Annotated in this window: 14 protein-coding genes; 4 read left to right on the plus strand and 10 right to left on the minus strand. The window is 51.0% G+C overall.

Going from position 1 to position 21,259, the window contains the following annotated elements:
- Positions 1 to 283: 283 nt before the first annotated feature.
- The 8 genes from ACYVIY_RS03045 to ACYVIY_RS03080 form a co-directional block, all read right to left on the minus strand.
- Positions 284 to 2,233, minus strand: coding sequence for a S8 family peptidase (locus ACYVIY_RS03045; RefSeq protein WP_460974788.1), 1,950 nt, complete (start codon positions 2,231 to 2,233; stop codon positions 284 to 286).
- A gap of 19 nt (positions 2,234 to 2,252) precedes the next feature.
- Positions 2,253 to 2,657 (minus strand): MaoC family dehydratase, encoded by a 405-nt coding sequence (locus ACYVIY_RS03050; RefSeq protein ID WP_460974789.1) that lies wholly within the window; start codon positions 2,655 to 2,657, stop codon positions 2,253 to 2,255.
- A gap of 134 nt (positions 2,658 to 2,791) precedes the next feature.
- Positions 2,792 to 3,850: a 3-oxoacyl-ACP synthase III family protein gene (locus ACYVIY_RS03055; protein WP_460974790.1), complete on the minus strand. Its 1,059-nt coding sequence runs from the start codon at positions 3,848 to 3,850 to the stop codon at positions 2,792 to 2,794.
- A gap of 167 nt (positions 3,851 to 4,017) precedes the next feature.
- On the minus strand, positions 4,018 to 5,496 hold the full coding sequence (locus ACYVIY_RS03060; protein ID WP_460974791.1) for a RagB/SusD family nutrient uptake outer membrane protein: 1,479 nt from the start codon (positions 5,494 to 5,496) through the stop codon (positions 4,018 to 4,020).
- Positions 5,497 to 5,517: 21 nt separating this feature from the next.
- On the minus strand, positions 5,518 to 8,706 hold the full coding sequence (locus ACYVIY_RS03065) for a SusC/RagA family TonB-linked outer membrane protein (protein ID WP_460974792.1): 3,189 nt from the start codon (positions 8,704 to 8,706) through the stop codon (positions 5,518 to 5,520).
- Positions 8,707 to 8,907: 201 nt separating this feature from the next.
- The gene (locus tag ACYVIY_RS03070; protein WP_460974793.1) at positions 8,908 to 9,417 is read right to left on the minus strand and encodes a hypothetical protein; all 510 of its coding nucleotides are present in this window, start codon (positions 9,415 to 9,417) and stop codon (positions 8,908 to 8,910) included.
- 34 nt (positions 9,418 to 9,451) lie between these two features.
- Entirely contained in the window at positions 9,452 to 10,915 is a 1,464-nt protein-coding gene (locus ACYVIY_RS03075; RefSeq protein WP_460974794.1) for a SusD/RagB family nutrient-binding outer membrane lipoprotein, read from the minus strand.
- Positions 10,916 to 10,940: 25 nt separating this feature from the next.
- Positions 10,941 to 14,096: a SusC/RagA family TonB-linked outer membrane protein gene (locus ACYVIY_RS03080; protein ID WP_460974795.1), complete on the minus strand. Its 3,156-nt coding sequence runs from the start codon at positions 14,094 to 14,096 to the stop codon at positions 10,941 to 10,943.
- Positions 14,097 to 14,852: 756 nt separating this feature from the next.
- On the opposite strand from ACYVIY_RS03080, the gene ACYVIY_RS03085 reads away from it, so the two are divergent.
- Positions 14,853 to 16,202, plus strand: a complete 1,350-nt coding sequence (locus tag ACYVIY_RS03085; protein ID WP_460974796.1) for an amidohydrolase — start codon at positions 14,853 to 14,855, stop codon at positions 16,200 to 16,202.
- Positions 16,203 to 16,260: 58 nt separating this feature from the next.
- Here ACYVIY_RS03085 and ACYVIY_RS03090 read toward each other — a convergent pair whose 3' ends face one another.
- Complete coding sequence (locus tag ACYVIY_RS03090; RefSeq protein WP_460974797.1) at positions 16,261 to 17,058, minus strand: SDR family oxidoreductase; 798 nt, start codon at positions 17,056 to 17,058, stop codon at positions 16,261 to 16,263.
- Positions 17,059 to 17,069: 11 nt separating this feature from the next.
- The gene (locus tag ACYVIY_RS03095) at positions 17,070 to 17,984 is read right to left on the minus strand and encodes a S66 peptidase family protein (RefSeq protein WP_460974798.1); all 915 of its coding nucleotides are present in this window, start codon (positions 17,982 to 17,984) and stop codon (positions 17,070 to 17,072) included.
- 480 nt (positions 17,985 to 18,464) lie between these two features.
- Here ACYVIY_RS03095 and ACYVIY_RS03100 point away from each other — a divergent pair, with 480 nt between their 5' ends.
- The 3 genes from ACYVIY_RS03100 (at position 18,465) to ACYVIY_RS03110 (ending at position 21,065) form a co-directional block, all read left to right on the plus strand.
- A complete protein-coding gene (locus ACYVIY_RS03100) occupies positions 18,465 to 19,463 on the plus strand; it encodes a glycosyltransferase family 2 protein (protein WP_460974799.1) in 999 nt (332 codons plus the stop codon).
- Complete coding sequence (locus tag ACYVIY_RS03105) at positions 19,415 to 20,200, plus strand: polysaccharide deacetylase family protein (RefSeq protein ID WP_460974800.1); 786 nt, start codon at positions 19,415 to 19,417, stop codon at positions 20,198 to 20,200. Before ACYVIY_RS03100 ends, ACYVIY_RS03105 begins: the two co-directional genes overlap by 49 nt.
- 163 nt (positions 20,201 to 20,363) lie before the next feature.
- A complete protein-coding gene (locus ACYVIY_RS03110; protein WP_460974801.1) occupies positions 20,364 to 21,065 on the plus strand; it encodes a class I SAM-dependent methyltransferase in 702 nt (233 codons plus the stop codon).
- The last annotated feature ends 194 nt before the right edge of the window (positions 21,066 to 21,259 follow it).

Below are 21,259 nucleotides of genomic sequence, written 5' to 3' on the forward strand. Positions count from 1 at the left end.
TCGACCGGGCTTTTGACGAAAGTAACTAATAGGGATAAGCCCAGATTAAACTTGGTCAGGTCGGTGTAGAATTTCCAAAATGCTCTGGTCATAGTTAACTGCTTATGCTTTGTTGGGCATCTTAATCTACGACCAATTCGTTCAGAAAGGCTCTGGTTGCAAGCTGTTTAAGATTATTTATGATTTTAGCAGTGGGTTAGCTAACCTCAACCATTTTCTGATAGTCTACATCGCCTTGGCTTTACGATATAGATTGTTTTTGGCGGGACTTCTTATATGAAATTTACATACCCATCGCCAGTTTTACGGCTTCGTAAGCGTTGAGTAAGCCTCCCGAACGGCTCAGGTTTTTGAACGGTACAGTCTCAGAAGATCGGCCCGGTCTGCGGACGATGACATCGGGTTTGTAGCTGCTTCTCAGGAGGATGTCCTTCACCTGTACGGCTGAGAGCTTTGGGAAGTAGGCGCGAAGCAGAGCTGCTACCCCCGCTACGTTTGGAGCCGCCATGCTCGTACCCGAAAAACTGGCGTACTGATTGTTCGGCAGCGTAGAAAGAATCTCGGTGCCGGGCGCAAACAAATCGACCGTCTCGACGCCGTAGTTAGATGAGCGACTCGGCAATCCCGGCCCGATGCGCCACGTACTGTTGCCAACGACCAGGACGTTTTGCGCCACCTGCCCGTTCTCGTACCGCGCTGACGGATAGGAGGGAATCGAATCATAGTTCTCGCCGTTATTTCCGGCGGCATGAACGATAAGTACATCCTGTTCTTCGGCGAAACGAATGGCGGCATCAACCTGGGCTTTGAATGGCGATAATCGTTTACCAAAGCTCATGTTAATGACTTTAGCTCCGTTCTCCACGGCGTAACGAATGCCGTTCGCTACGTCTTTGTCGCGCTCATCGCCATTGGCGGGTACGACCGACACGGGCATGATGCGCACAGCATCAGCCACGCCATCAATGCCACGGCCGTTACCCCGTTTCGCGCCGATAATGCCCGCTACGTGGCTGCCGTGTACCGCCAGTTGCTGTGACAGACCAATGCGCATGGTTGGGCTTCCGTAATAGCGTTCCGTGGGGTTAGTGGGATCGTCGCCAACGGCTTTCCGAGCATTGTAGTCAGGGTTGAACGCAATCTCGGCTTCTCCCGCCGATAGTTGCCGAAACCGGGTCCAGTTGTCACGAACGATCCCGATGTACGAGTCGAACGAGCCATACTGTGGGTCGTACACGTCGGCCAGCACATTCCGGATGGCGATAGCGGCCGAATCGCGACCCAGGTCGATGGCTCTAATGCTTTGCCGGGTAATACCGGTGCCGGGCAGTCGGGCAGAAAGCTGATTGGCTACCCGCCAGAACCGGGCGGTATCGGCAAAGGCCAATCGTTTGGGCCGACTGGTCTGGTAGCGTTGTAAGTACTGCTTTTTGGCGGTCTGATACGTATCGTACTGCCGTTTTTCAGAGGGGCTGAGCTTAGTCGGATTCGCTTTGTCGTACTTGGCTTTTAACAACAGATACGTCTGGGTGATTTCCGGCTGGTCGTATTCATACGTAGTACCATCTTTGGCACCCATAAAATTCCAGCCGTTTACGTCATCGGGGTAGCCATTCTTATCGTCGTCAGTGCCATTGTCCGGAATCTCTTTTGGATTTGTCCAGATCACATCCTTTAAATCTTCGTGCCTAAGGTCAACGCCCGAGTCGAGTACGCCCACGATAATCGGAGTGGGAGTGAGGCCTTTTAAGAGCTCGTATGCTTTATACAAACTCATACCGGCGACCGAATCGGTAGTTGGGTCGAGGTAAGGCCAGTTGCGGGGAGGCTGGTTGGTGTTGCTACGTACCCGCGTGAACACCGTTTTTGCCTCAAAACTGTTCTGCCGTTCCAGACAGTCGTCGCGAATCGGCTGAATGGAGAACTGCTCACCGTTGTTCAGGTATACGATTCGGTAGAATCCCGTAACGCTCGTTCCGCAGGGGTTCCGGCCTGCAATCTTCTGAATTTTAATGGTGTCACCGACCTGCTCATACTGCATGGTTTCGAGTGGCATACGGTCGGCCTGCGTAGTGATAAATAACGTGTCGGTCCGAAACGTCAGCACCACGCCTACATCGGCCAGCATCGTGCCCTGCCAGCGCGAATTACGAATGGGCAGTTGAGCCTGGGCGACGTGCGTGAGGCCTAAAAGACTGGATACAATGAGCAGAGCAGCGATTCGCGTTATCATAGTAGGGTCAACGGTCTGATCAAACGAACATCTCTTTGTGGAACACAATGCCTGTACCGCGTAAGGTGGTTTTGCCCGTGGCCGGATCAACAACGGTGCAGCTGATTTCGGCGGTGTGTCGCTTGGTGTCAATGGACTTACATTCAAACCGCGCTTCGTAGTCGGTATCCGGGTACATAGGCCGGACGAACTCCAGCATCTGCGAAAGGTGCACGCCCCCCGTACCGCCAAAGTCCCGCCCGAAGACACGCGCGAACACGCTGGCGCTTAACATGCCGTGCATAATAGGCCGTTTAAAGGGTGTGGTAGCCGCGAAGCCCGGGTCGAGGTGGAGCGGGTTATCATCGCCGGTTACCTCCGCGAATTTGCGGACGTCATCCTGTGAAAATTTATAGCGGTAGCTGTATGTGTCGCCGACTTGCATGATTTAAAGAGCGAAAGAGTGAATGAGCGAAAGAGTGAATCAGGCCTGGCCGCCCGTGCGGTGAATGAGCGAAAAAATAAACTAATGCGTCAGCTAATCACTCTTTCGCTCAATCGCTCTTTCACTCTTTATGTTTACCAACGTATCAACGCGGAGGCCCAGGTAAAGCCGCTGCCAAATGCTGATAAACAGATGAGCTGGCCATCCTGAATTTTACCGGCTTCCCAAAGCTCGCTCAGCGCAATCGGAACCGAAGCCGACGTCGTATTGCCGTAGTGCTGGATGTTGTTCCACAGTTTGCTGGCCGGTAAATTCATCTTGCGCTGCACGTTTTCTAAAATACGCAGATTGGCCTGATGCATCACAAAAAAATCTACGTCATCGAGTGTATAGCCATTGGTGCAAACCGCTTCACAGATAACCTTAGGGAATTTTTCGAAGGCCTTTTTTACAACTTGTAATCCTTTGAACACACCCGTAAATAGATGAGGTAGCTCGAACGGACCGTCGTTCGGATGGATAAAGGCGTGCTCAGCGTCGAGGTATTGCGGTTTATATTTGTTGAAATGATAATTGCCGTGGCTGCCTGGGTTTATAATCGACAATTCCTCGGCATAGGTACCATCAGCGTGCAGATGCGTCGACAGAATGCCCCGGTCCGGCTCGTTGGTGGGTTGCAGTACTACGGCTCCGGCACCATCGGCAAATAAAACTGCTACGTCGCGGCCCCGCGCACTATAGTCGAGGTTAAACGACTGCCGCTCCGCCCCGACAACCAGGATGTTTCGATACGTTCCGGTTTTAATGAATTTATCGGCCACCGAGAGCGCGTATAGAAAGCCGGAACACTGATTCCGGATGTCGAGCGCTCCAACCTCGTTGCGGGTAATGCCTAACTCCCGCTGAAGTAGCACCCCACAGCCCGGCACTAAGTAATCAGCGCTCATGGTCGCAAATACAATGAAATCAATATCGTTCGGCGTAATACCCGCCCGGTCAATGGCCATGCGGGCGGCTTCGGTGCCGAGTGTCGTCGCCGTTTCTTCTCCCGATTTGGCAAATCGGCGTTCGCGAATGCCCGTTCGTTCTTCAATCCAGGCCGCATCGACCTCCATTCGAGGGGCTAACTCGGCATTCGGAACGACTCGTTCGGGTAGAAAATGACCAATACCGGCGATTCTTGAGTTGAGCATCAATGTATAATGAAATGTGCAGTAGTCTGTAGGATAACGCGGAGCAACGAGCTCGTGGGGTACACACTCTAAGGACATAACTGATTTATTGATCATTTGTCCGGAAAAAGCTAAAAACAAAAAGCCCTCCGTTAGCGCGGAGGGCTTTTTTGGGCGGTTACGCTTTTCTAGTTGTCCGTAGCCAGATTGTTCAGCGCCAGTTCAGTCGACGAGATTGGCCAGATGTATCCGGATTCCGTTGGGCCTTTGGCCGGGGCCGTTCCCTTAGCCGGAATGGGCTGCAGCAAGCGAACCAAATCGTTGTTCCGTAAGCCTTCGCCCAGAAACTCGATCCGCCGTTCCAGCAGAATCGCATTCGCTAAATCGGTAGCTGAGGCAAAGCTAGCCGCGGTGTAAGTTGTAGCAGCATCAGACCGGTTACGTACGGCGCTCAGCAATGCTACGGCCTGCGGGTCGACGGTGTTCGTGCTGCGCACTTTAGCTTCTGCCAGATTCAGTAACACCTCCGCGTAACGAATCACCGGTACGTAGTCGGTATAGGGGCTAGCCGCTTTGTATTTCGTCAGCCAGTTCTTCGCTGTTGCGCCTGTACCCGTTTGGCGGATCAGTGACCGGCGCTTGTCGGTGGCTGTCCAGCTTGGTTCGGCAATAATGCCTTTCGGGTTCAGCGAATACTCGGCATTACCCACGCCACCATTAGCTGTTGTCGGTGAATAGTAATAAGCCAGCTGATTCTGCGTACCCGGAAAGTCACCCGTTGTTGACGTCATCGGCATCGAGAAAATAGACTCCGGATTTACGTAGGCCGTATAGATAGTCGTAACGTCGGGCTGCAACTGATGAGCGACACCCGTCGTCGCTTTGAAAGGGGCGTCAGCACTAACGATTTTATTCGCTTCGGTAATGACGCTGGCATAGTTCTGCATCGTCAGATACACCCGGGTTTTCAGGGCAATGGCGGTGTTCTTGTGCGCACGGGTCGTGTTGTCAGACGCAGCGGTATACGTAGCAGGCAGGGCGGCTTCGGCTTCGTTCAAATCTTTCAGGATTTGAGTGTACACTTCGGCTACGGTGCTTCTGGCCAGGTTCGACTGACCGACGCTCGTAATGCCGTTTAACCGCATCGGAACGCCTGGCTTACTGCCGTTGCCATCCGCGTAGGGACGGGCGTAGTACTGAAGCAGGCTGTAGTAGCTCAGCGCCCGGATCAGCTTGGCTTCGGCTACGTACTTAGCCGCTGCTTCAGCACCGACTACCTTAGCACCACTAGCCGCCATGCCATCAATGAAGATGTTACACTTGTTGATGGTCAGGTACGCATAGTACCACAGGTTAACGACTGCCGTAGCGCCATTAGTGGCGTTCAGGTTCCACACATCCGCACCCGTAACCAGGTTCGATGTTTCATTAATGAATTCTTCGCCCCGGATATCGCCGTAGATTACGTAGCGTCCGCCGTAGAAATTACCGTCTTTTAGCGCGCCGTATAACGACAAAAGCTGGGTATTAACGCGAGTGGTGGTGCTGAACGCCGATGCGTCGGATACCGCTGTCTGTGGGATTGGGGTAAGCAAATCTCGATTGCATGAACCTAAGCCCAGCAGCATGGTGCAAGCGAGTACTGATGAATATAATTTCGTTTTCATGATGCTCTTCTTGTAATTAAATTAGAAACCAGCTCTCAGACCAACAGTGATGGTACGTGCGTTACCGATTGTGTTCCGATCGACGCCCTGGCTGGTGTTGCTACCAGTACCAATACCGTTAGACGATACTTCGGGGTCTGGACCGGGGTATTTGGTGAGTACCGCCAGGTTCTGGCCGCTCACGTATACGCGCAGGTTGTTGATACGGGCTTTGGTGGTTAAGCTGTTAGGTAGCGTGTAGCCGAGCGTAACGCTGCGAACTTTCAGAAAATCGCCCTTAAACACGTTGATGTCAAGCGGGAACGCTGAACCGTTCGATACGTTATCGTTGAAAACTGGGCGAGGGTATTTCTTGCCCGTATCGCCTTCTTTCTGCCAGGCATCGGTCAGCACATCCCGGTCGTTGTTCCAGAAGCGCTGATCGTGCAGACCGGCGTTGGTACCGTAATACACCGAAAATCCGAGCTGGTAGGTGAGCAGAACGCCCAGGTCGAAGTTCTTATACTTGAAGTTGTTGTCCCAGCCACCATATTGTTTCGGGTTTACGTTCGCATACATAACCGCGTCGGCGGCCTGCGTAATGGACGTACCGCCCGTCGGGCTCACGTAGCGGGTTTTTCCGTCGGGTGTAGTTGAATAGTTGAACTGACCCGATGGTGCGTAGAACTGGTAATACACGTTCTGGCCAGCCGAGTTAACGAAAATCCGTTTTCCCGTTGCTGGATCAACCCCGTTCGTCCGTACAACCCACAACTGACCCAGCGAATAACCCGGAGCGGTTTGGTTTACGGTTTCCAGACTAGACGTACCGGTTTGAATCACGTTCAGGCCAGGTGCCAGCGCTGTTACTTCGTTCTTATTGAACGTAATGTTGAAGTTAGAGCTCCACTGGAAGTTTGCCGTATTGATTACGCGGGCATTCAGCGACAATTCGAGCCCTTTGTTGTACATCTTACCAACGTTCTGCGGAGGATATACAACACCTGAAGAGGGGCCGGGAATACCCGTCGAAGGAGCCTGCGCTACGTTTAGAATCAAGTTGTCAATATCGTTTTTGTAGTACGCTACTTCGCCTGTGATCCGGTTGTTCAGCAAACCGAACGTAAAACCAAAGTCCGTTTTGGTACTGGTTTCCCATTTAAGGCTCGAATTGCCAACCGTCTGGAAAAACAACGTAGCCGCACCACCGTATAAACCCGAGCCATACAGCGAGTAAGGCGTGTAATCGTTGATACCGCCAATGTTACCTACTTTACCGTAGCTAGCCCGTAACCGGAAGCTGGTGAAAATATTATCCAGGCTGGCTGATTTCCAGAAACCTTCCTGCGCTATCTCCCAGCCCGCCGACACGCCATAGAACGTTCCTTTTTTCACACCCAGTGCCGAGTACTCATCCTGGCGTAAGTTGCCGCTCAGGAAATACTTTTCTTTGAAGTTATAGTTCAACCGGCCGAAGGCAGACAGCAGGTAGTTCTCGCCGTACGCCAGGTTCGACGCGTTGTTGGTTACCCAGCCCGCCTGAATCACGGTATAATCCGGGTCGGATAAGGTCTGGCGGGTTAGCCCGTAGCCACGCGTGGTAGTACGCTGCTGCTCCTGACCCAGCAACAGGCTCAGATTATGCGCTCCGGCAATGGTACGATCAAATTGAGCTGTATTCGTCCACAACCAGGTTTTCAGTTTCCGGAAGTTGCTAACCGCGTTACCGGTCGATGCATAGCCATCGCTGGAAATAGGTGCTTGAAACGCATCATTGTCAATCAACAGATAATCTATCCCGTACGAGCTACGTAGCGTGATCCAATCCAGTGGCTTAAACTGAATGTAGGCGTTCGACTGAATGTGATTATTCTCCGTATTCGACCGGTTCAGATCCAGCGTAGGAAGGGGGTTCGGATACGAAATCGACGTACCGGCAATGTTGTTGGCAAAGCCAATAGCCGAGCCGTTGACGTTATACGTACCGTCGTTGTTATAGGGCGAGAGCAGCGGAGGCAGCACCAGACCAACCCGGCCTAAACCACTCGTGTTGAACGCTTCCCCGTTGAGTGAGCCCGAAGAACCAGCCGCGAGGTTTTGCTCGTTCGAGAAAGCGATTTTACCGCCAATCGTCACCAGTTTACCCAGTTTGCTGTCTACGTTAAACAACGTATTAATGCGGTTGAAGTCGTTTTTCCGCAGAATCCCCTGCTGACCGGTGTATCCCACCGAAAAGTAGTAGTTCGTGTTTTCGCTGCCGCCCGATACGTTTACGTTATGGCTTTGCGAGACGCCTTGCCGATAGATGTAATCGTACCATCTGGTGTCGATTGGGTTGCCGTTGGCGTCGTTCGTTTGCGTAAACTTCACCGCCGTAGCCGTCGGGTTGTTAGCAGCAGCTGCCGTCTTATAGTTGATATATTCCTGCGCGTTCAGCAACTGGGGCAACCGATACGTATTGGAGAAACCTACCCAACCGTCGTAGTTAACCCGAACTTTGCCCGATTTACCGCGCTTAGTCGTGATGAACACAACGCCGTTGGCAGCCCGGCTTCCGTAAATTGCAGTGGCAGCCGCGTCTTTGGCTACGTCCATGCTTTCAATGTCGTTCGGGTTGATGCTGGCCAGTGGATTACTGGGCGCGTTGGTAGACCCCTGATCACCAGTGAACGTAGGGACACCATCGACAATGATCAGTGGGTACGAGCTTAGCGAGATCGAGTTTGTGCCCCGAATCCGGAATACCGGTGGATTGTTCAGGACGCCGTTCGGAACCGTGATCTGAACCCCCGGTGTACGGCCGGCCAAACCAGACTCAAAGCTTTGAATGGGCATCTGCGCGATAGCCGCTCCTTTCACCGTAGCGATGCTACCGGTGGCATCTTGCCGACTTTGCGTCCCGTAGCCGATAACGACGACTTCGCTGAGTTGTTGCGCATCGCCTTTCAGGGCAACGTTGATTGTGGAGCGGTTGTTAACGGCCACCTCCTGTGTTGTGTAACCAATGAAACTAAGCACTAACGTGCTGTTGGGAGAGGCCGAAATCCGGAAGTTACCGTTAGCATCGGTATTGGTTCCCCGATTCGCTCCTTTTACCTGTACAGTCACACCTGGCAAGGAGGACCCGTCGTCTGATGAAGTGACACGGCCGCTAACCACTACATCCTGTGCCATAGTCGGCAGGCAGATAATTAGGGAAAACAGCCAAATACCTAATAAAATTTTACGCATACTGTAAGCAAGTTTAAAATTAGGAAGTAATTGTATTAAACTGGGATACAAATATAGGGTAAGACTATCAATCGGAATGGTATACTATTTTAAAATTTCGTAATATTCTTCTAGTTTATTCGGTAAAATGCCGTGAACTCAATAAAAACAAAAAGCCCTCCATTTGCATGGAGGGCTTTACTTGGTGCTATAACTCGGATCTTATGGAGTAATCCGGGCGCGAACCTGCTGAGTAACGATCTGGGTGTTGTCATCCAGCGTCACCAGGAAGATAAACGCGATCTCGCGCGGAGTTGCAGCGGTACCGGGGGTTGTTACCACAGCCGGATACTTCGTCTTGAAGGCCGCCAAGGTAGTTTCAAAAACCGCCGTTGTTCCTGTAGCTGCAATCGGAGCTGCATTGAAAATAGCAGCCGCTGTGTTCAGCGAACCGGCGTTAATAGCCGTAGCGCCAGCCGCTACTTTCGTGATCTCTTTAATTGTCCGGCCGGTGCTGGCTGGGATTGAGAGCGTGAATTTGATCGCGCCATTACCCGCTGCCGATACCTCAATGAATGGGTTACCACCAAAAGTGGTAGCACCAGGGAACGTTACGGGTACCGCCGGGCGATTGTCGCGAACGAGCGGACCATATTCTAAATCGTCTTTGCAGGCAAAGTTAGTGAGCACTAATGTCGCTAACAGGAAGCCTTTTATGAATGTCAGTTTCATGCGTTTTGCTTGACTAAAAAACTAAGGTTTACTATTAATCGACGTCCCACCAAACTTTCACGTTTGACTGCGGTGCTGGATTCTGGAAGTTCGGGTTACGCTCGTTCTCGAACGATACGTACACGGCACGTACCGGACGGGTAGCGTCGATACCGGCTGCGTTCTGAGCGGGTTGTTGGGTTGGGTAACCCGTACGACGCCAGTCGTTCCACAGCTCAACCCCGTTTCCGGTGAAGGCAATGTATTTCTGCGTAATGATCTGCGCCAATTTTTCCTGCGTCGAACCGGCCAGCGTTGCCACTTTCGGGTTAGCAGTCAGATACGCATCGATCTGCGCTGCAGTTAAACCAGCCGCGGTCATCGACGCACGAATGCCTTCTGTGTAGTACGCCTGTGGATCACCGGCTGTGCCTAACACTAACGCCGACTCAGCCAGGATGAACGCCCGCTGGAAGTTGGTGATCAACCGAACGGGTCCTTCACCATTTGCTCCCGTTACGTACGCATTGTAACGCGACCACGACGAAACGGGTGTTGGTAGGGTACCGCGCTGGCCATTGTCCCAGGTTACGTAGTTAGCCGCTGGCTTCGTGAAGAAAAGAGGCAGACGGGGATCGTTCAGGCCCTGCAGTAATGTCAGGTAACGGGTGCTTAACAGCAGATCGTCTTTGAACGAGCTAACGTTTGTGTATTCATAGCGCGGATCGCGGCTACCTACCGCAGCACCAAACGATACGTTCAGATCATCGGCGTTCGACGTAATGAACGAGTTTGCGGCCAGAACCTGATCAATAACCTGCTTAGCCAGAGCTGGCTCTTTGCGGCTGATGGTGTTGGCGAACTTCAGCAACATCGTGTTGCCTGCCCGACGCCATTTGTTCAGATCACCTTTGTAGATAACGTCGTCGTTACCGGGTTTGGTCGCCGACTGCTTGTCTAGATCAGCTAAACCTTCACGTACCAGATCAAACAGGCTCTGGATATTCAAAGACTGATTGCCTTTGTAAATATCTTCCTGCTTGTCGACGCGTGGCTGAGGAATAGTTTCGCCCTGCAACGCCTGCGAATACGGAACGTCACCCCATACGTCGGTAGCCAGCGAAAACGTATACGCTTTCATAATCTTGGCGATACCCGTGTAGGCTGGCGAGTTCGATGCCGTAGCGATGTCGATGATCTTCTGGTAGTTTACCAGCGAACCACCGTACAATTCGAACCGCCACTGGTTACCGAAGTCGGCACCGTTGGTCTGGTAGATATCGTACGTAGCCGGGCTGTTAGCAGCTCCAGCCAGTTGCTGCATGATCGTCGACGCAAAACGGTTCAACTCATTCGCGTTCGCAAATGCAGTACCGATTTCCGACGAGGGCAACAACACCGACGGCGGCACTGCCGTCGGGTTATTGGGCGTTACGTTGACGTCCAGAAAATTTGTACAGCTCCCTAATCCGGCCAGTAATGGCAGTACTAGAGCAGCACTTCTGAATATGGTTTTCATTGATTTGTGTCAGATAATTTAAAAACTAGAACGTTAAGCGCACGTTAGCACCGTAGTTACGGGTGTTTGGCGGACCGCTCAAATCCAGACCCTGGATGTTACCGGCACCCTGCGTGTTTACTTCAGGATCGGCGAAGTAATCTGGCGCGTAGAAATACAGGTTACGACCGCTCACACCAACCGAAATCTGGCCGAATGGCGTTTTGCCCAGCAGACTTTTCGGTAACGTATAGTTCAGGGCCACTTCACGCAGGCGATAAACCGTAGCGCCAAACACGGAGCCTTCTGAGGCCAGACCACCTAAGCCAGTCTGCCAGTAGGTTTGAGCTGGTAACTGGATATTGTTCGGCCGGAAGGTACCATCGGCGTTCTGAATAACACCGGGAAGAATACGTGGTTGATCACGATCGACGCCCGTTGCATAAAGCTGACCACCAGCCCGGAAATCGCTCGCGGCAAATGAGAAGAGTTGACCACCCTGACGGGTATCGACCAGCGCAGACAGCGTGAATCCTTTATACGAGAACGTGTTGGTCAAACCAGCGGTCCAGTTCGGGTTTGGATTCGAGATGATTTGTCCAGCTACGCCCGGTGCAAACTGACCCGTTAGCGGGTTGATAATGATCTGACCTACGTATTGGCCGGTCGGATCGTACGTCGCCGTATTGGTCGGATCGGTGTTCTGTACGCGTGGGTTGGCTGTACTAACGATAACGCCGTAAGGCTGACCTTCTACGATAGACGATGTAATACCAATGAAGCCTGCACCCGTGATGCCTGACTGTTTCACACCCGGAGCAATCGAGATAACCTTGTTGCGAATGCGCGTAAAGTTCAGGTTAACATCCCATTTGAAACCGTTGGTACGAATTGGGGTTGCCGACAAGACAAATTCAAAGCCTTTGTTTTGCAGTTCACCCACGTTGGTCGTACGCGTGTCATAACCCGATGAAGGCGAAACCGCTACGTTAAAGATCTGGTTCGTAGACTTAGTCGAGAAGTAAGCAGCATCAAGGCTTAACCGATTATTGAAAAAGCCAAGGTTTACGCCTACTTCCGCCGACGTAACGAACTCAGGTGTCAGGCTGTTATTACCGATCCGGCTGCTGATACCAAAGCCTGGAACGCTGCTGCCGCCAATCGATACTGGGAAGGCGATGCTAGCCAGGTTGTTACCATAGGTTTGCGAAACATATACTGAATTCAACAGATATGGGTCCGCATCACGACCTACGCGGGCGACACTAGCGCGAACTTTCGCGTACGAAAGCACGTCAGATTGTACCTTGAACGCGTCAGTTGGTACAAAACTAACCGATGCCGATGGGTAGAAGTACGTGCTGCTCGACCGAGGCAGGGTAGACGATTGGTCAGCGCGGCCCGTTAACTCCAGGAACAGATAGTTGTTGTAGGCGAACGAAGCCTGAGCATAGTAACCAACCAGACGACGTAGCGTAGAGCTTTCACCCGAGCTGGTGAATACCGATGCGTTCGCTACGTTCAGGAAGCCAGGAATGGTTAACTGTTGTCCGTATACAGTAGCGTTTTGATTTTTGCGCTGGTTGATGTTGTTACCCAACAACAGGTTGGCGCTCAGGCCTTCCAGGAAGAACTTGTTCGTTTTCGCGTTGATCAACAGGTCACCGTTGATTTCAGACCGGAAGAAGTTGTCCTGAATCACTTCACCTTGTGGTGCACGAACAGCGCCGATGTTGTTGATGCCTTTCCGACGGTCGGTGTAGGTATCACCCGTTACGCGGTAGGTTACGTTCAACCATTTTGTTACGTCATAACCGAGGGTGAAGTTTCCGAAGAAACGGTCAACCTGGCTGTCGAGGGTTGCGTTGTAAAGCGACCAGTTTGGGTTGTTCGCGGTCGTCAGGAAGTAAATGCTCTGACCGTTGGCATCCTGATAGGGCTCGTTTGGCAGATCGTAGCTGCGTGGAATACGCGAGATCTGACCGTAGGCGCTACCACCGTTACCCAGAGCTGCACCACGCTGTACGGTTTGTACGTACGTACCGGTACCTGAAATGCGAAGGCCGTTGTTCAGCTTAGCCTCGCCACCCAACTGGATGTTTGTCCGGCCGAACTTAGAATTTTCTGTAATCCCTTTCTGGCTGGTGTTACCCAGCGAAATGTTGAAGTTCCGAGTAGCGTCGCCACCAGCAATGCTGGCCGTGTTCTGGAAGATGCTTCCCTGCTGGAAGAAATCCCGTACGTTGTTTGGATACGCCTGGTATGGGCGCGACTGCCCTTGCAGGTTGGTGATCGACGTTGGTCCACCCACGAACGGAGGGCCCCACGAGTTTGTAGAGTTATTTACAAAGAGGTTATTACTACCCTGACCGTAATCGTTCTGGAGCCTGGGCAGGCCATACACTTCCTGTACGTTGTACGACGAGTTGATGGTAACTTCCGTCTTATTGTTCTGGTTACGGCCGTTTTTGGTCGTGATGATGATCGCACCCGCCGAAGCACGCGAACCGTAGAGTACAGCCGCTGCAGGTCCTTTCAGGACGTTGACCGACTCAATGCTCTCGGGGTTAACGTCGGCCAGACGGTTTGCCGACTGCGACTGAAACAAGGTGCTACCCGTTGTGTTTACGTCGTTGCTGAAGATAATTCCGTCGACAACGATCAGCGGTTGGTTCGAGCCGTTAAACGAGGTAATACCCCGGATGTTGATGTTGGTAGAGGCACCTGGCGCACCACTTTGACCGGCAATGTTCACCCCGGCCAGTTTACCTTGCAGCGCGTTGAGCAGGTTAGGTTCCGAGCGTTGTGAGATCAGGCCACCCCCGATTTCCTGCGTCGAGTAACCCAGCGAACGTTTGTCCCGTTCGATACCCTGAGCCGTTACTACAATTTCGTCGAGGCTCTGCGCGCCACTCGACATCTTTACGTTCACAACCGATTGGTTGTTGACCGGAATTTCCTGCGTGCCGAAGCCGATGTAGCTAAACACGAGTCTGGCATTAGCAGGAACGCTCAACCGGTAGCGCCCGTCAGCATCTGTGGTCGCACCACGTGTAGTGCCCTTTACCTGAATGCTCACACCTGGCAAGGTTGAGCCGTCGTCTGATGAAGTGACCTGACCACTCACCGTTACGTCCTGCGCCAGCAATGGCAGACAAAACAGTAGCGAAAGCAGCCAGCTTCCTAATAAAATTTTGCGCATCTGTGAGTAAAGATTAAATAATCATTAAAAAACCCTATTAAACGGGGCAACAAAGATAATAGGTATACTAACTATTAGTTTACTACCTAACCAAGAAATTTTTCTATTATTCCTAGAAATGCCGCTATAATCCTTAAAAATAGAATAGGTCCCCTAAATTGTACAGTTTCCAGTTAATAAGTTTTTTAAAAATAGGGACAATAAACGCGCTTAAATCAGCAGTCGACGTATCCTCAGCAACTTTGTTTGGCAATGTTCGTACGAAACGAATGAATATAAGCCGGTGACAAGTTTTCACTTGATATACTTTCATATATGGGCGCCCAATGAATTGACCAGCTGCTTAAACTATGCATAGCATCTGGTTTAGACTGTATTGCGTGAATAAAGGCGGGGAAAAAGTATGGGCTGGAAACGCTAATTGATTCTCGAGGTGATTGAATCGCCTTCTTACTATTAAGGAACGGATAAGGAATAATTCGTTTCGGTTATAATTCATGCAGGGACATAACTGGTTGTTGTTTCCCAAACATGACCGGCTCCGTTGAACATTTACTAGACACTATATATATAACAAAAGCAAGAACGATAGGCTTAATATTGAGACTTGTTCAAGTATGACTATTATATGATTACATGGGTAAAACGTTTTGTAAGCAGAAAAAGTATGGAGCTATGTAAAAACAGTAGTGACATATTCTGCATTTGTCGTACATTGCGTATTACGTGTAGAATCAACTAAATTGTAATAATTTAATGAAGAGGTATAAGTACTGTGTATACGGACTTATTGTTGGATCGCTGGCTAGCCAGGGGGTTTATGGGCAAACCGCTACATTAGTCAGCCGCATGGATAAAACGGCCGAGAGTCTGGAGAAGAAAGTTGTTGCCTGGCGCCGTGATTTTCATCAACATCCGGAATTAGGCAACCGGGAATTCCAGACAGCGGCTAAGATAGCGGCCCACCTGCAATCACTTGGTTTAGAGGTTAAAACCGGTGTCGGTAAAACTGGTGTGGTCGGCCTGCTGAAGGGCGGTAAGCCCGGACCCGTTGTAGCGTTGCGGGCCGATATGGATGGACTGCCCGTTACAGAGCGGGTGGATCTGCCGTTTAAGTCCGAGGCCAAGACCGAATACAATGGTCAGCAAACCGGCATTATGCACGCCTGCGGACACGACACGCACGTAGCCATTCTTATGGGCGTTGCCGAAACGCTGACTTCGGTCAAAAGTGACCTAAAAGGAACGGTTAAATTCATCTTTCAACCCGCCGAAGAAGGTGCACCCGCCGGGGAAGAAGGAGGGGCGTACCTGATGGTGAAAGAAGGCGTTCTGGAGCGGCCTAAGGTCGACGCTATTTTTGGCCTGCACATCAATTCACTGACTGAAGTAGGAACGATCAAATACCGGCCTGGCGCAACCATGGCCGCTGTAGATCAGTACGCGATTAAAATTAAAGGCAAGCAAACGCACGGTGCTTCGCCCTGGTCGGGGGTCGACCCCATCGTTACGGCTTCGCAGGTTGTGATGGGGCTGCAGACCATCGTAAGCCGCAATCTGCCCATTACGGATCATGCTGCGGTGGTTACGGTAGGCGCAATTCATGGCGGCATTCGGCAGAACATCATCCCCGAAGAAGTCAACATGATCGGAACGATTCGTTCGTTCAACGGGGACATGCAGAAAACGATTCACCGCCGGATCAACGAAATTGCAACCAACATTGCCGAAAGTGCCGGGGCTAAAGCCGACGTGAAAATCGACGTCATGTACCCTGTTACGTATAATGACCCTAAGCTGACCGAGCAGATGGTGCCAACACTGGAAGCCGTGGCCGGTAAAAACAACGTAGTGATAACCCCCGCGCAGACCGGCGCTGAAGATTTCTCGTTCTATCAGCAAAAAGTGCCGGGGTTCTTTTATTTCCTGGGTGGTATGAGCAAAGGCAAAAAGGTAGAAGATGCCGCTCCGCACCACACGCCAGATTTTCAGATCGACGAAAGCTGTTTTGTGCTGGGCATGAAGTCGCTTTGTCACCTGACCGTTGATTACATGGAACAGGTAACCAAATCATCGGCCAAGGCAGGTAGTGCCAGTGGGCGGTAAAAGCATATACGTTTGGTATTGAATTCGCGTTCGGGTGTAATTCAATACCAAACCGGTTTTAAGCGCCTGCCCGATTTCTCAGGATGCGGGACAGCAGACCCGGTAGATATCGTTTGAGATAGATGCCATACGTCTCTGTACCGCCAATATAAACTTCTTCTTTCTGGGCCAGTACCGCCCGTAGCAACTGCTTCGCAAACTCGTCGGTGGGCATACCCTTTGCCTGATTCGTATCCATCTTGCCATGCACCTGCCCGTGAGCCGCGAGTGCATGAAGAGAGAGGGGAGTGCGGATGTAGCCTGGACAAACCAGAGTAACCCGCAAACCATTTGCATAGGTTTCGGCCCGGAGTGCATCAAAGAAACCATGCAAAGCGTGCTTGCTGGCGCAGTACCCCGACCGCTGCTTCGTTCCTAATTTGCCGGCAACGCTGCTGGTTACCACAAAATGGCCGCTGCCCTGGGCGATCATGACGGGTAAAACCGCTTTGGTTAGCGCCACGACTCCGAAAAAATTGACGTCCATCAATCGTTTATACGCCGACAGATCGGTGTCGATCACTTCGCTTCGCTGACTGATCCCCGCGTTCTGAAACACGTAGTCGATTCGACCAAACCGCTGCATAACGGTCGCTACGTGATCGTGTAAGCTATCAACCTCGGTCATGTCCATCGGTAAGACCAGCACATCCGATGCCGGTAAGTCAGTTTGGTCGGCCACTCGTTGCAATTCATCGGCTCGACGGGCGGATAAGATCAATTTGGCTCCATGACGGGCTAATTCAAGGGCAATGGCTTCGCCGATGCCCGACGACGCTCCGGTTATCCAGACAACTGATTCGGCAAATCGACGCATGAGCAGGCAGTTTATATGGTAAGGAAGTTAATCGAACTGTGTAAGCTATCAACTGACATGGTTACGTTAAGGCCAATCGGTAAGGCCAGATTATAATCGACGTGACCCGCTGGAAGATCGAACAGAACTGGATAGGAGTACCCGGCTACAGCCTCCGCAATGATGGCGTAGGCGTCCTGCTCGAAGGGAAGCGAGTGATTTAGGCGCATATCGGTGAACTGCCCAACGACTAAACCGGCTAACCCCGAAAGCCGCCCCGACCGCCGTAATTGCCTCATCATCCGGTCGAGAGAGAAAAACGTTTCGTCGATGTCCTCAATAAATAGAATAGTTCCGTCAAATTCCACATCGGTTGGCGTGCCAAGTGAGTTGACTAGCATCGTCAAATTTCCACCCACGAGCGGACCACTGGCCTGACCAGCCCGATTGAGCGGGTGCGCTGGCACTACGTACTGCGCTGGGGTTTCGCCAAACAACCATTGTCGCAAGGATTCCAGCGACTCCGCCTTAGCAGGATCACCAAATTGCCGAGCCATCAAGCCATGCAAACTGACCAGATTTTGTCGGTACAGCAAACTGAGTAGTACCGTTACGTCACTAAAGCCCACCAGCCATTTAGGGCTGGCTTTCAGATTTGTTAAGTCCAGTTCATCCGCAATTCGATAGCAACCGTATCCCCCCCGCGAGGTAAACACGGCCCGAATCGTAGGGTCGTCGAAAAAACGTTGTAAGTCGGCCCGGCGAAGATCGTCTGAACCAGCGAATGGCCCATAGATCGCTTTCAGACTGTCGCCTTCAACGACCGTAAGGTGCCAGTCCTCCCGCAGAATACGGAGTCCATCGGTTAATTCTTCGTAAGGAAACCGGCTGGCCGGTGAAACGACTGCAACTGTATCGCCAGGGCGCAGAAAAGGAGGAAGAAGCATTCGTAATGATTAATAGCCGGTAGTCAGTTCACTAAGGGGGTATGTGTTTCGAGTCTGTTACCTGCTTTTGGCTGGGTTTTCCTGTTTTGAAAACAGATTTATTCATTCCCCGCAGCAAAATTAAGAATTCGATACCGCATTCTTTCTGGTCTTTGCGTGTACATCCGCGAACAGGAATTTCAAGTGCGCTTGGGTACCACAGCGTTCGGCTTGTTGTCAGGAACGTAACGTAATTTATTCATATAGCCATTTGTAGCCCAAATCTAACCAGGTTGTTAGCATTCCTACGAAGGCTTTGAGACCTAATTCGTTTCATCAGTTTGTCTTTCCTGATTAGAAGTAGTTGGCAATCATATTAAGTAATTGATGAAGTTTTAAGATAAGTTTAATAAACGTGCTATAGGGATATATGAGTACTTATACTTATTTTAGCAAAAAATTATGAGCACCACCGTAACGCTCCTTAACAACCTAAACAGTATGAAACCGTATCACCGGATGATAAGCCTGGTTGTACCTGCATTTAACGAGGAGGAAAATTTACCTGTCTTAGTCCATCGGCTCATGGCGGTCATGGAACCGTACGGGGCTTATGAAATCCTGATCGTAGACGATGGCAGCTCTGATCAGAGTCGTTACGTACTACGTCAGCTCAGCAAAGCTTACCCAGTGGTGCGCTTCGTGTCGTTCTCCCGAAATTTTGGCCATCAGATGGCGCTGCGGGCCGGTTATCAGCACGCGCGGGGAGAGGCCGTTATTTGCCTGGATGCTGACTTACAACACCCACCGGAGTTGATTCCTACCTTAATTAACAAATGGCAAGAAGGCTATGAGGTGGTTTATACAGTTCGGCAGGCTGATCCCACGTTGTCGCTTTTCAAACGAACTACGTCTAAATATTTCTATAAACTCCTGCGTCGTGTCTCCAACCTGAATATCGAAGACGGCGCGGCTGACTTTCGGTTGCTTGATCGGAAGGTCGTCGATACCATTAATCAGTTTAAAGAAAACGACTTATTCCTGCGTGGGGCCATTTCCTGGGTTGGTTTTCGGCAATGCCGGGTGCTTTACCAACCAGCCGCCCGATACGCTGGCCGCTCAAAATACTCGTTTCAGAAAATGCTCAAGCTGGCTGCTATGGGAATCACCTCGTTTTCGACCCGGCCTTTATATTTGTCGGTGCTGCTAGGTTTTGGCATGTCATTATTTGCTACGTTATTTGGAGCTGAGGTGTTGTACGAGTACTTTTTTACTGATGCAACCGTTTCGGGCTGGACAACCCTTGTTGTCCTGATGGCGCTGATTGGTGGTGTACAATTCATCATGATCGGTATCATTGGCGTCTATTTAGGAAAAACCTTTGTTGAGGTAAAGCAGCGGCCCGCCTACATTATTGACGATACGAGTGATATAGAGGAGACAACTACTACATGGGAAGCCCAGATCGAGGAAAGCGTATACTATTCACCGTTGATGTAGAAGAGTTCGATACGGCCGTTGAATTTGGGCACGACATTCCGATGGAGGAGCAAATGGCCGTATCGACACGAGGATTGACATTGCTGGCCGAGCGATTTGACACTATAGGAGCCCGTACTACGCTGTTCACAACGGCCAATTATGCCTTACATGAGTCTGCGCTTATAAAGGACCTTTCACGCAAGCACGAGATAGCCTCACACGGGTATTATCATACTACGTTTGAGCCAGCCGATCTCTTAAAATCTCGGCTGGCTTTACAGGAATTACTTAATAAGCCAGTGACCGGATTTCGGCGGGCACGTATGGGTTTTGTAGATCCGAACGACGTTCAACAGGCTGGTTATCATTACAACTCGTCCTTGCATCCTACCTGGTTGCCGGGCCGGTACAACCATTGGGGAGAGCCCCGACTGCCGTTTCGAGAAGCGGGCGTCTGGCAGATTCCTGCATCGGTAACCCCCACATTACGTCTGCCCTTGTTTTGGTTAAGCCTGAAAAACTTTCCCATTACGTATTACAAACAACTTTGTCGGCGCACCTTGCAGGCCGATGGTTTTCTGAATCTCTACGTTCATCCCTGGGAGTTTACCGATTTAGGGGCTTATGACAAGATTCCGACCTACGTTCGTCGTTATTCCCGCGATGAACTGCTGGATCGGGTAGACAATTTACTCAGGTTCCTTCGGCATTACGGCGAGTTTAGTACGATGGGTGAGTTTGCGGAATCCTTATAGTCTTCACCGAGCAGCGATGTTTTATCGCTGCTCTTGATCTACTCTTCAATAGTTATTTCAGTAATTTGGGGTGTATCCACAAGCCGCTTCGGCGTAAATCGATACTATCGGTACGTTCCTAAGCTGAGTGCGGACTGATATACAACTACTTCTTATTCCTTACATGACTTCCACCTGGCTTGATTTCTGGCAGAAAGAGAATGAGTTTGATGACTCAATGACGACTAATTACGCCTACTTTCTGGCCAGAGTCGAAAAGTATATCCAGTTGTCAACTGCGAAAAAGGTGCTTGACATTGGCTCGGGGCCGGGCAATCTGGAAGATGCCTGGTACGAGCGCGTCAGCGAAATCCACGGCTTAGACATTTCCAGGCGATACAATGAAGTTGGTCGGGCTAAACACTCTCAGCATCCGAATGTCTATTTCCACGACCTGTCTGCCAACGATTACCTGAACTTTGACGTCATAGCCGGGCAGCAGTTTGATATTATCATCGTCATGAGCGTGGTTCAGTACTACCGCAACGCGGCCGAAGTCGAACAGCTACTCGCCAATATCAAACAAGTAGCAGCGCCGGGTGCTAAAGCGCTCATTTGTGACCTGATTGTGGAAGAAGGCGTTCTAAAGGATGTGATCAGTATTTTAGGCAGATCGCTCCGACAAGGGAAGTTGCTGTCCATGCTGAAACTGTTAGTGCGGCTGCGTTTCTCGACGTACTACACCATCCGAAAAGAAAACGGATTCCTGGTTATACCCCGTCAGGAGTGGCTGGCTATGTGCCAGCGATTGTCATTACAGGCTCAATTTCTGACGGAGCCCATCACCCTACAGCAGGAACGCCAGACTTTGCTGATTGAGTTTTAGTTTTTTCTGGCCCGTCAGTGATCTGGCTCAAGCAATTTCGCAGATGCGATTGATCTCCTGATACGTAATGCGGCATACTTTATAGATAGTGAGCTTCTGCAAACTGGATATCTATCAGTAAAGAATCAGCAACTCATGGCTTTTGGAAGAAATTGGTGAGGCTCTCAGGCTTGCCTTATCGAGCCGCTATCAAC

The organism is Spirosoma knui (genome assembly GCF_054780635.1).

What these genes read in the sequence shown, in the direction of transcription:
- ACYVIY_RS03045 (WP_460974788.1), bottom strand. Translation starts at nt 2,233, where the DNA reads ATGATAACGCGAATCGCTGCTCTGCTCATTGTATCCAGTCTTTTAGGC.
- ACYVIY_RS03050 (WP_460974789.1), bottom strand. Translation starts at nt 2,657, where the DNA reads ATGCAAGTCGGCGACACATACAGCTACCGCTATAAATTTTCACAGGAT.
- ACYVIY_RS03055 (WP_460974790.1), bottom strand. Translation starts at nt 3,850, where the DNA reads ATGCTCAACTCAAGAATCGCCGGTATTGGTCATTTTCTACCCGAACGA.
- ACYVIY_RS03060 (WP_460974791.1), bottom strand. Translation starts at nt 5,496, where the DNA reads ATGAAAACGAAATTATATTCATCAGTACTCGCTTGCACCATGCTGCTG.
- ACYVIY_RS03065 (WP_460974792.1), bottom strand. Translation starts at nt 8,706, where the DNA reads ATGCGTAAAATTTTATTAGGTATTTGGCTGTTTTCCCTAATTATCTGC.
- ACYVIY_RS03070 (WP_460974793.1), bottom strand. Translation starts at nt 9,417, where the DNA reads ATGAAACTGACATTCATAAAAGGCTTCCTGTTAGCGACATTAGTGCTC.
- ACYVIY_RS03075 (WP_460974794.1), bottom strand. Translation starts at nt 10,915, where the DNA reads ATGAAAACCATATTCAGAAGTGCTGCTCTAGTACTGCCATTACTGGCC.
- ACYVIY_RS03080 (WP_460974795.1), bottom strand. Translation starts at nt 14,096, where the DNA reads ATGCGCAAAATTTTATTAGGAAGCTGGCTGCTTTCGCTACTGTTTTGT.
- ACYVIY_RS03085 (WP_460974796.1), top strand. Translation starts at nt 14,853, where the DNA reads ATGAAGAGGTATAAGTACTGTGTATACGGACTTATTGTTGGATCGCTG.
- ACYVIY_RS03090 (WP_460974797.1), bottom strand. Translation starts at nt 17,058, where the DNA reads ATGCGTCGATTTGCCGAATCAGTTGTCTGGATAACCGGAGCGTCGTCG.
- ACYVIY_RS03095 (WP_460974798.1), bottom strand. Translation starts at nt 17,984, where the DNA reads ATGCTTCTTCCTCCTTTTCTGCGCCCTGGCGATACAGTTGCAGTCGTT.
- ACYVIY_RS03100 (WP_460974799.1), top strand. Translation starts at nt 18,465, where the DNA reads ATGAAACCGTATCACCGGATGATAAGCCTGGTTGTACCTGCATTTAAC.
- ACYVIY_RS03105 (WP_460974800.1), top strand. Translation starts at nt 19,415, where the DNA reads ATGGGAAGCCCAGATCGAGGAAAGCGTATACTATTCACCGTTGATGTA.
- ACYVIY_RS03110 (WP_460974801.1), top strand. Translation starts at nt 20,364, where the DNA reads ATGACTTCCACCTGGCTTGATTTCTGGCAGAAAGAGAATGAGTTTGAT.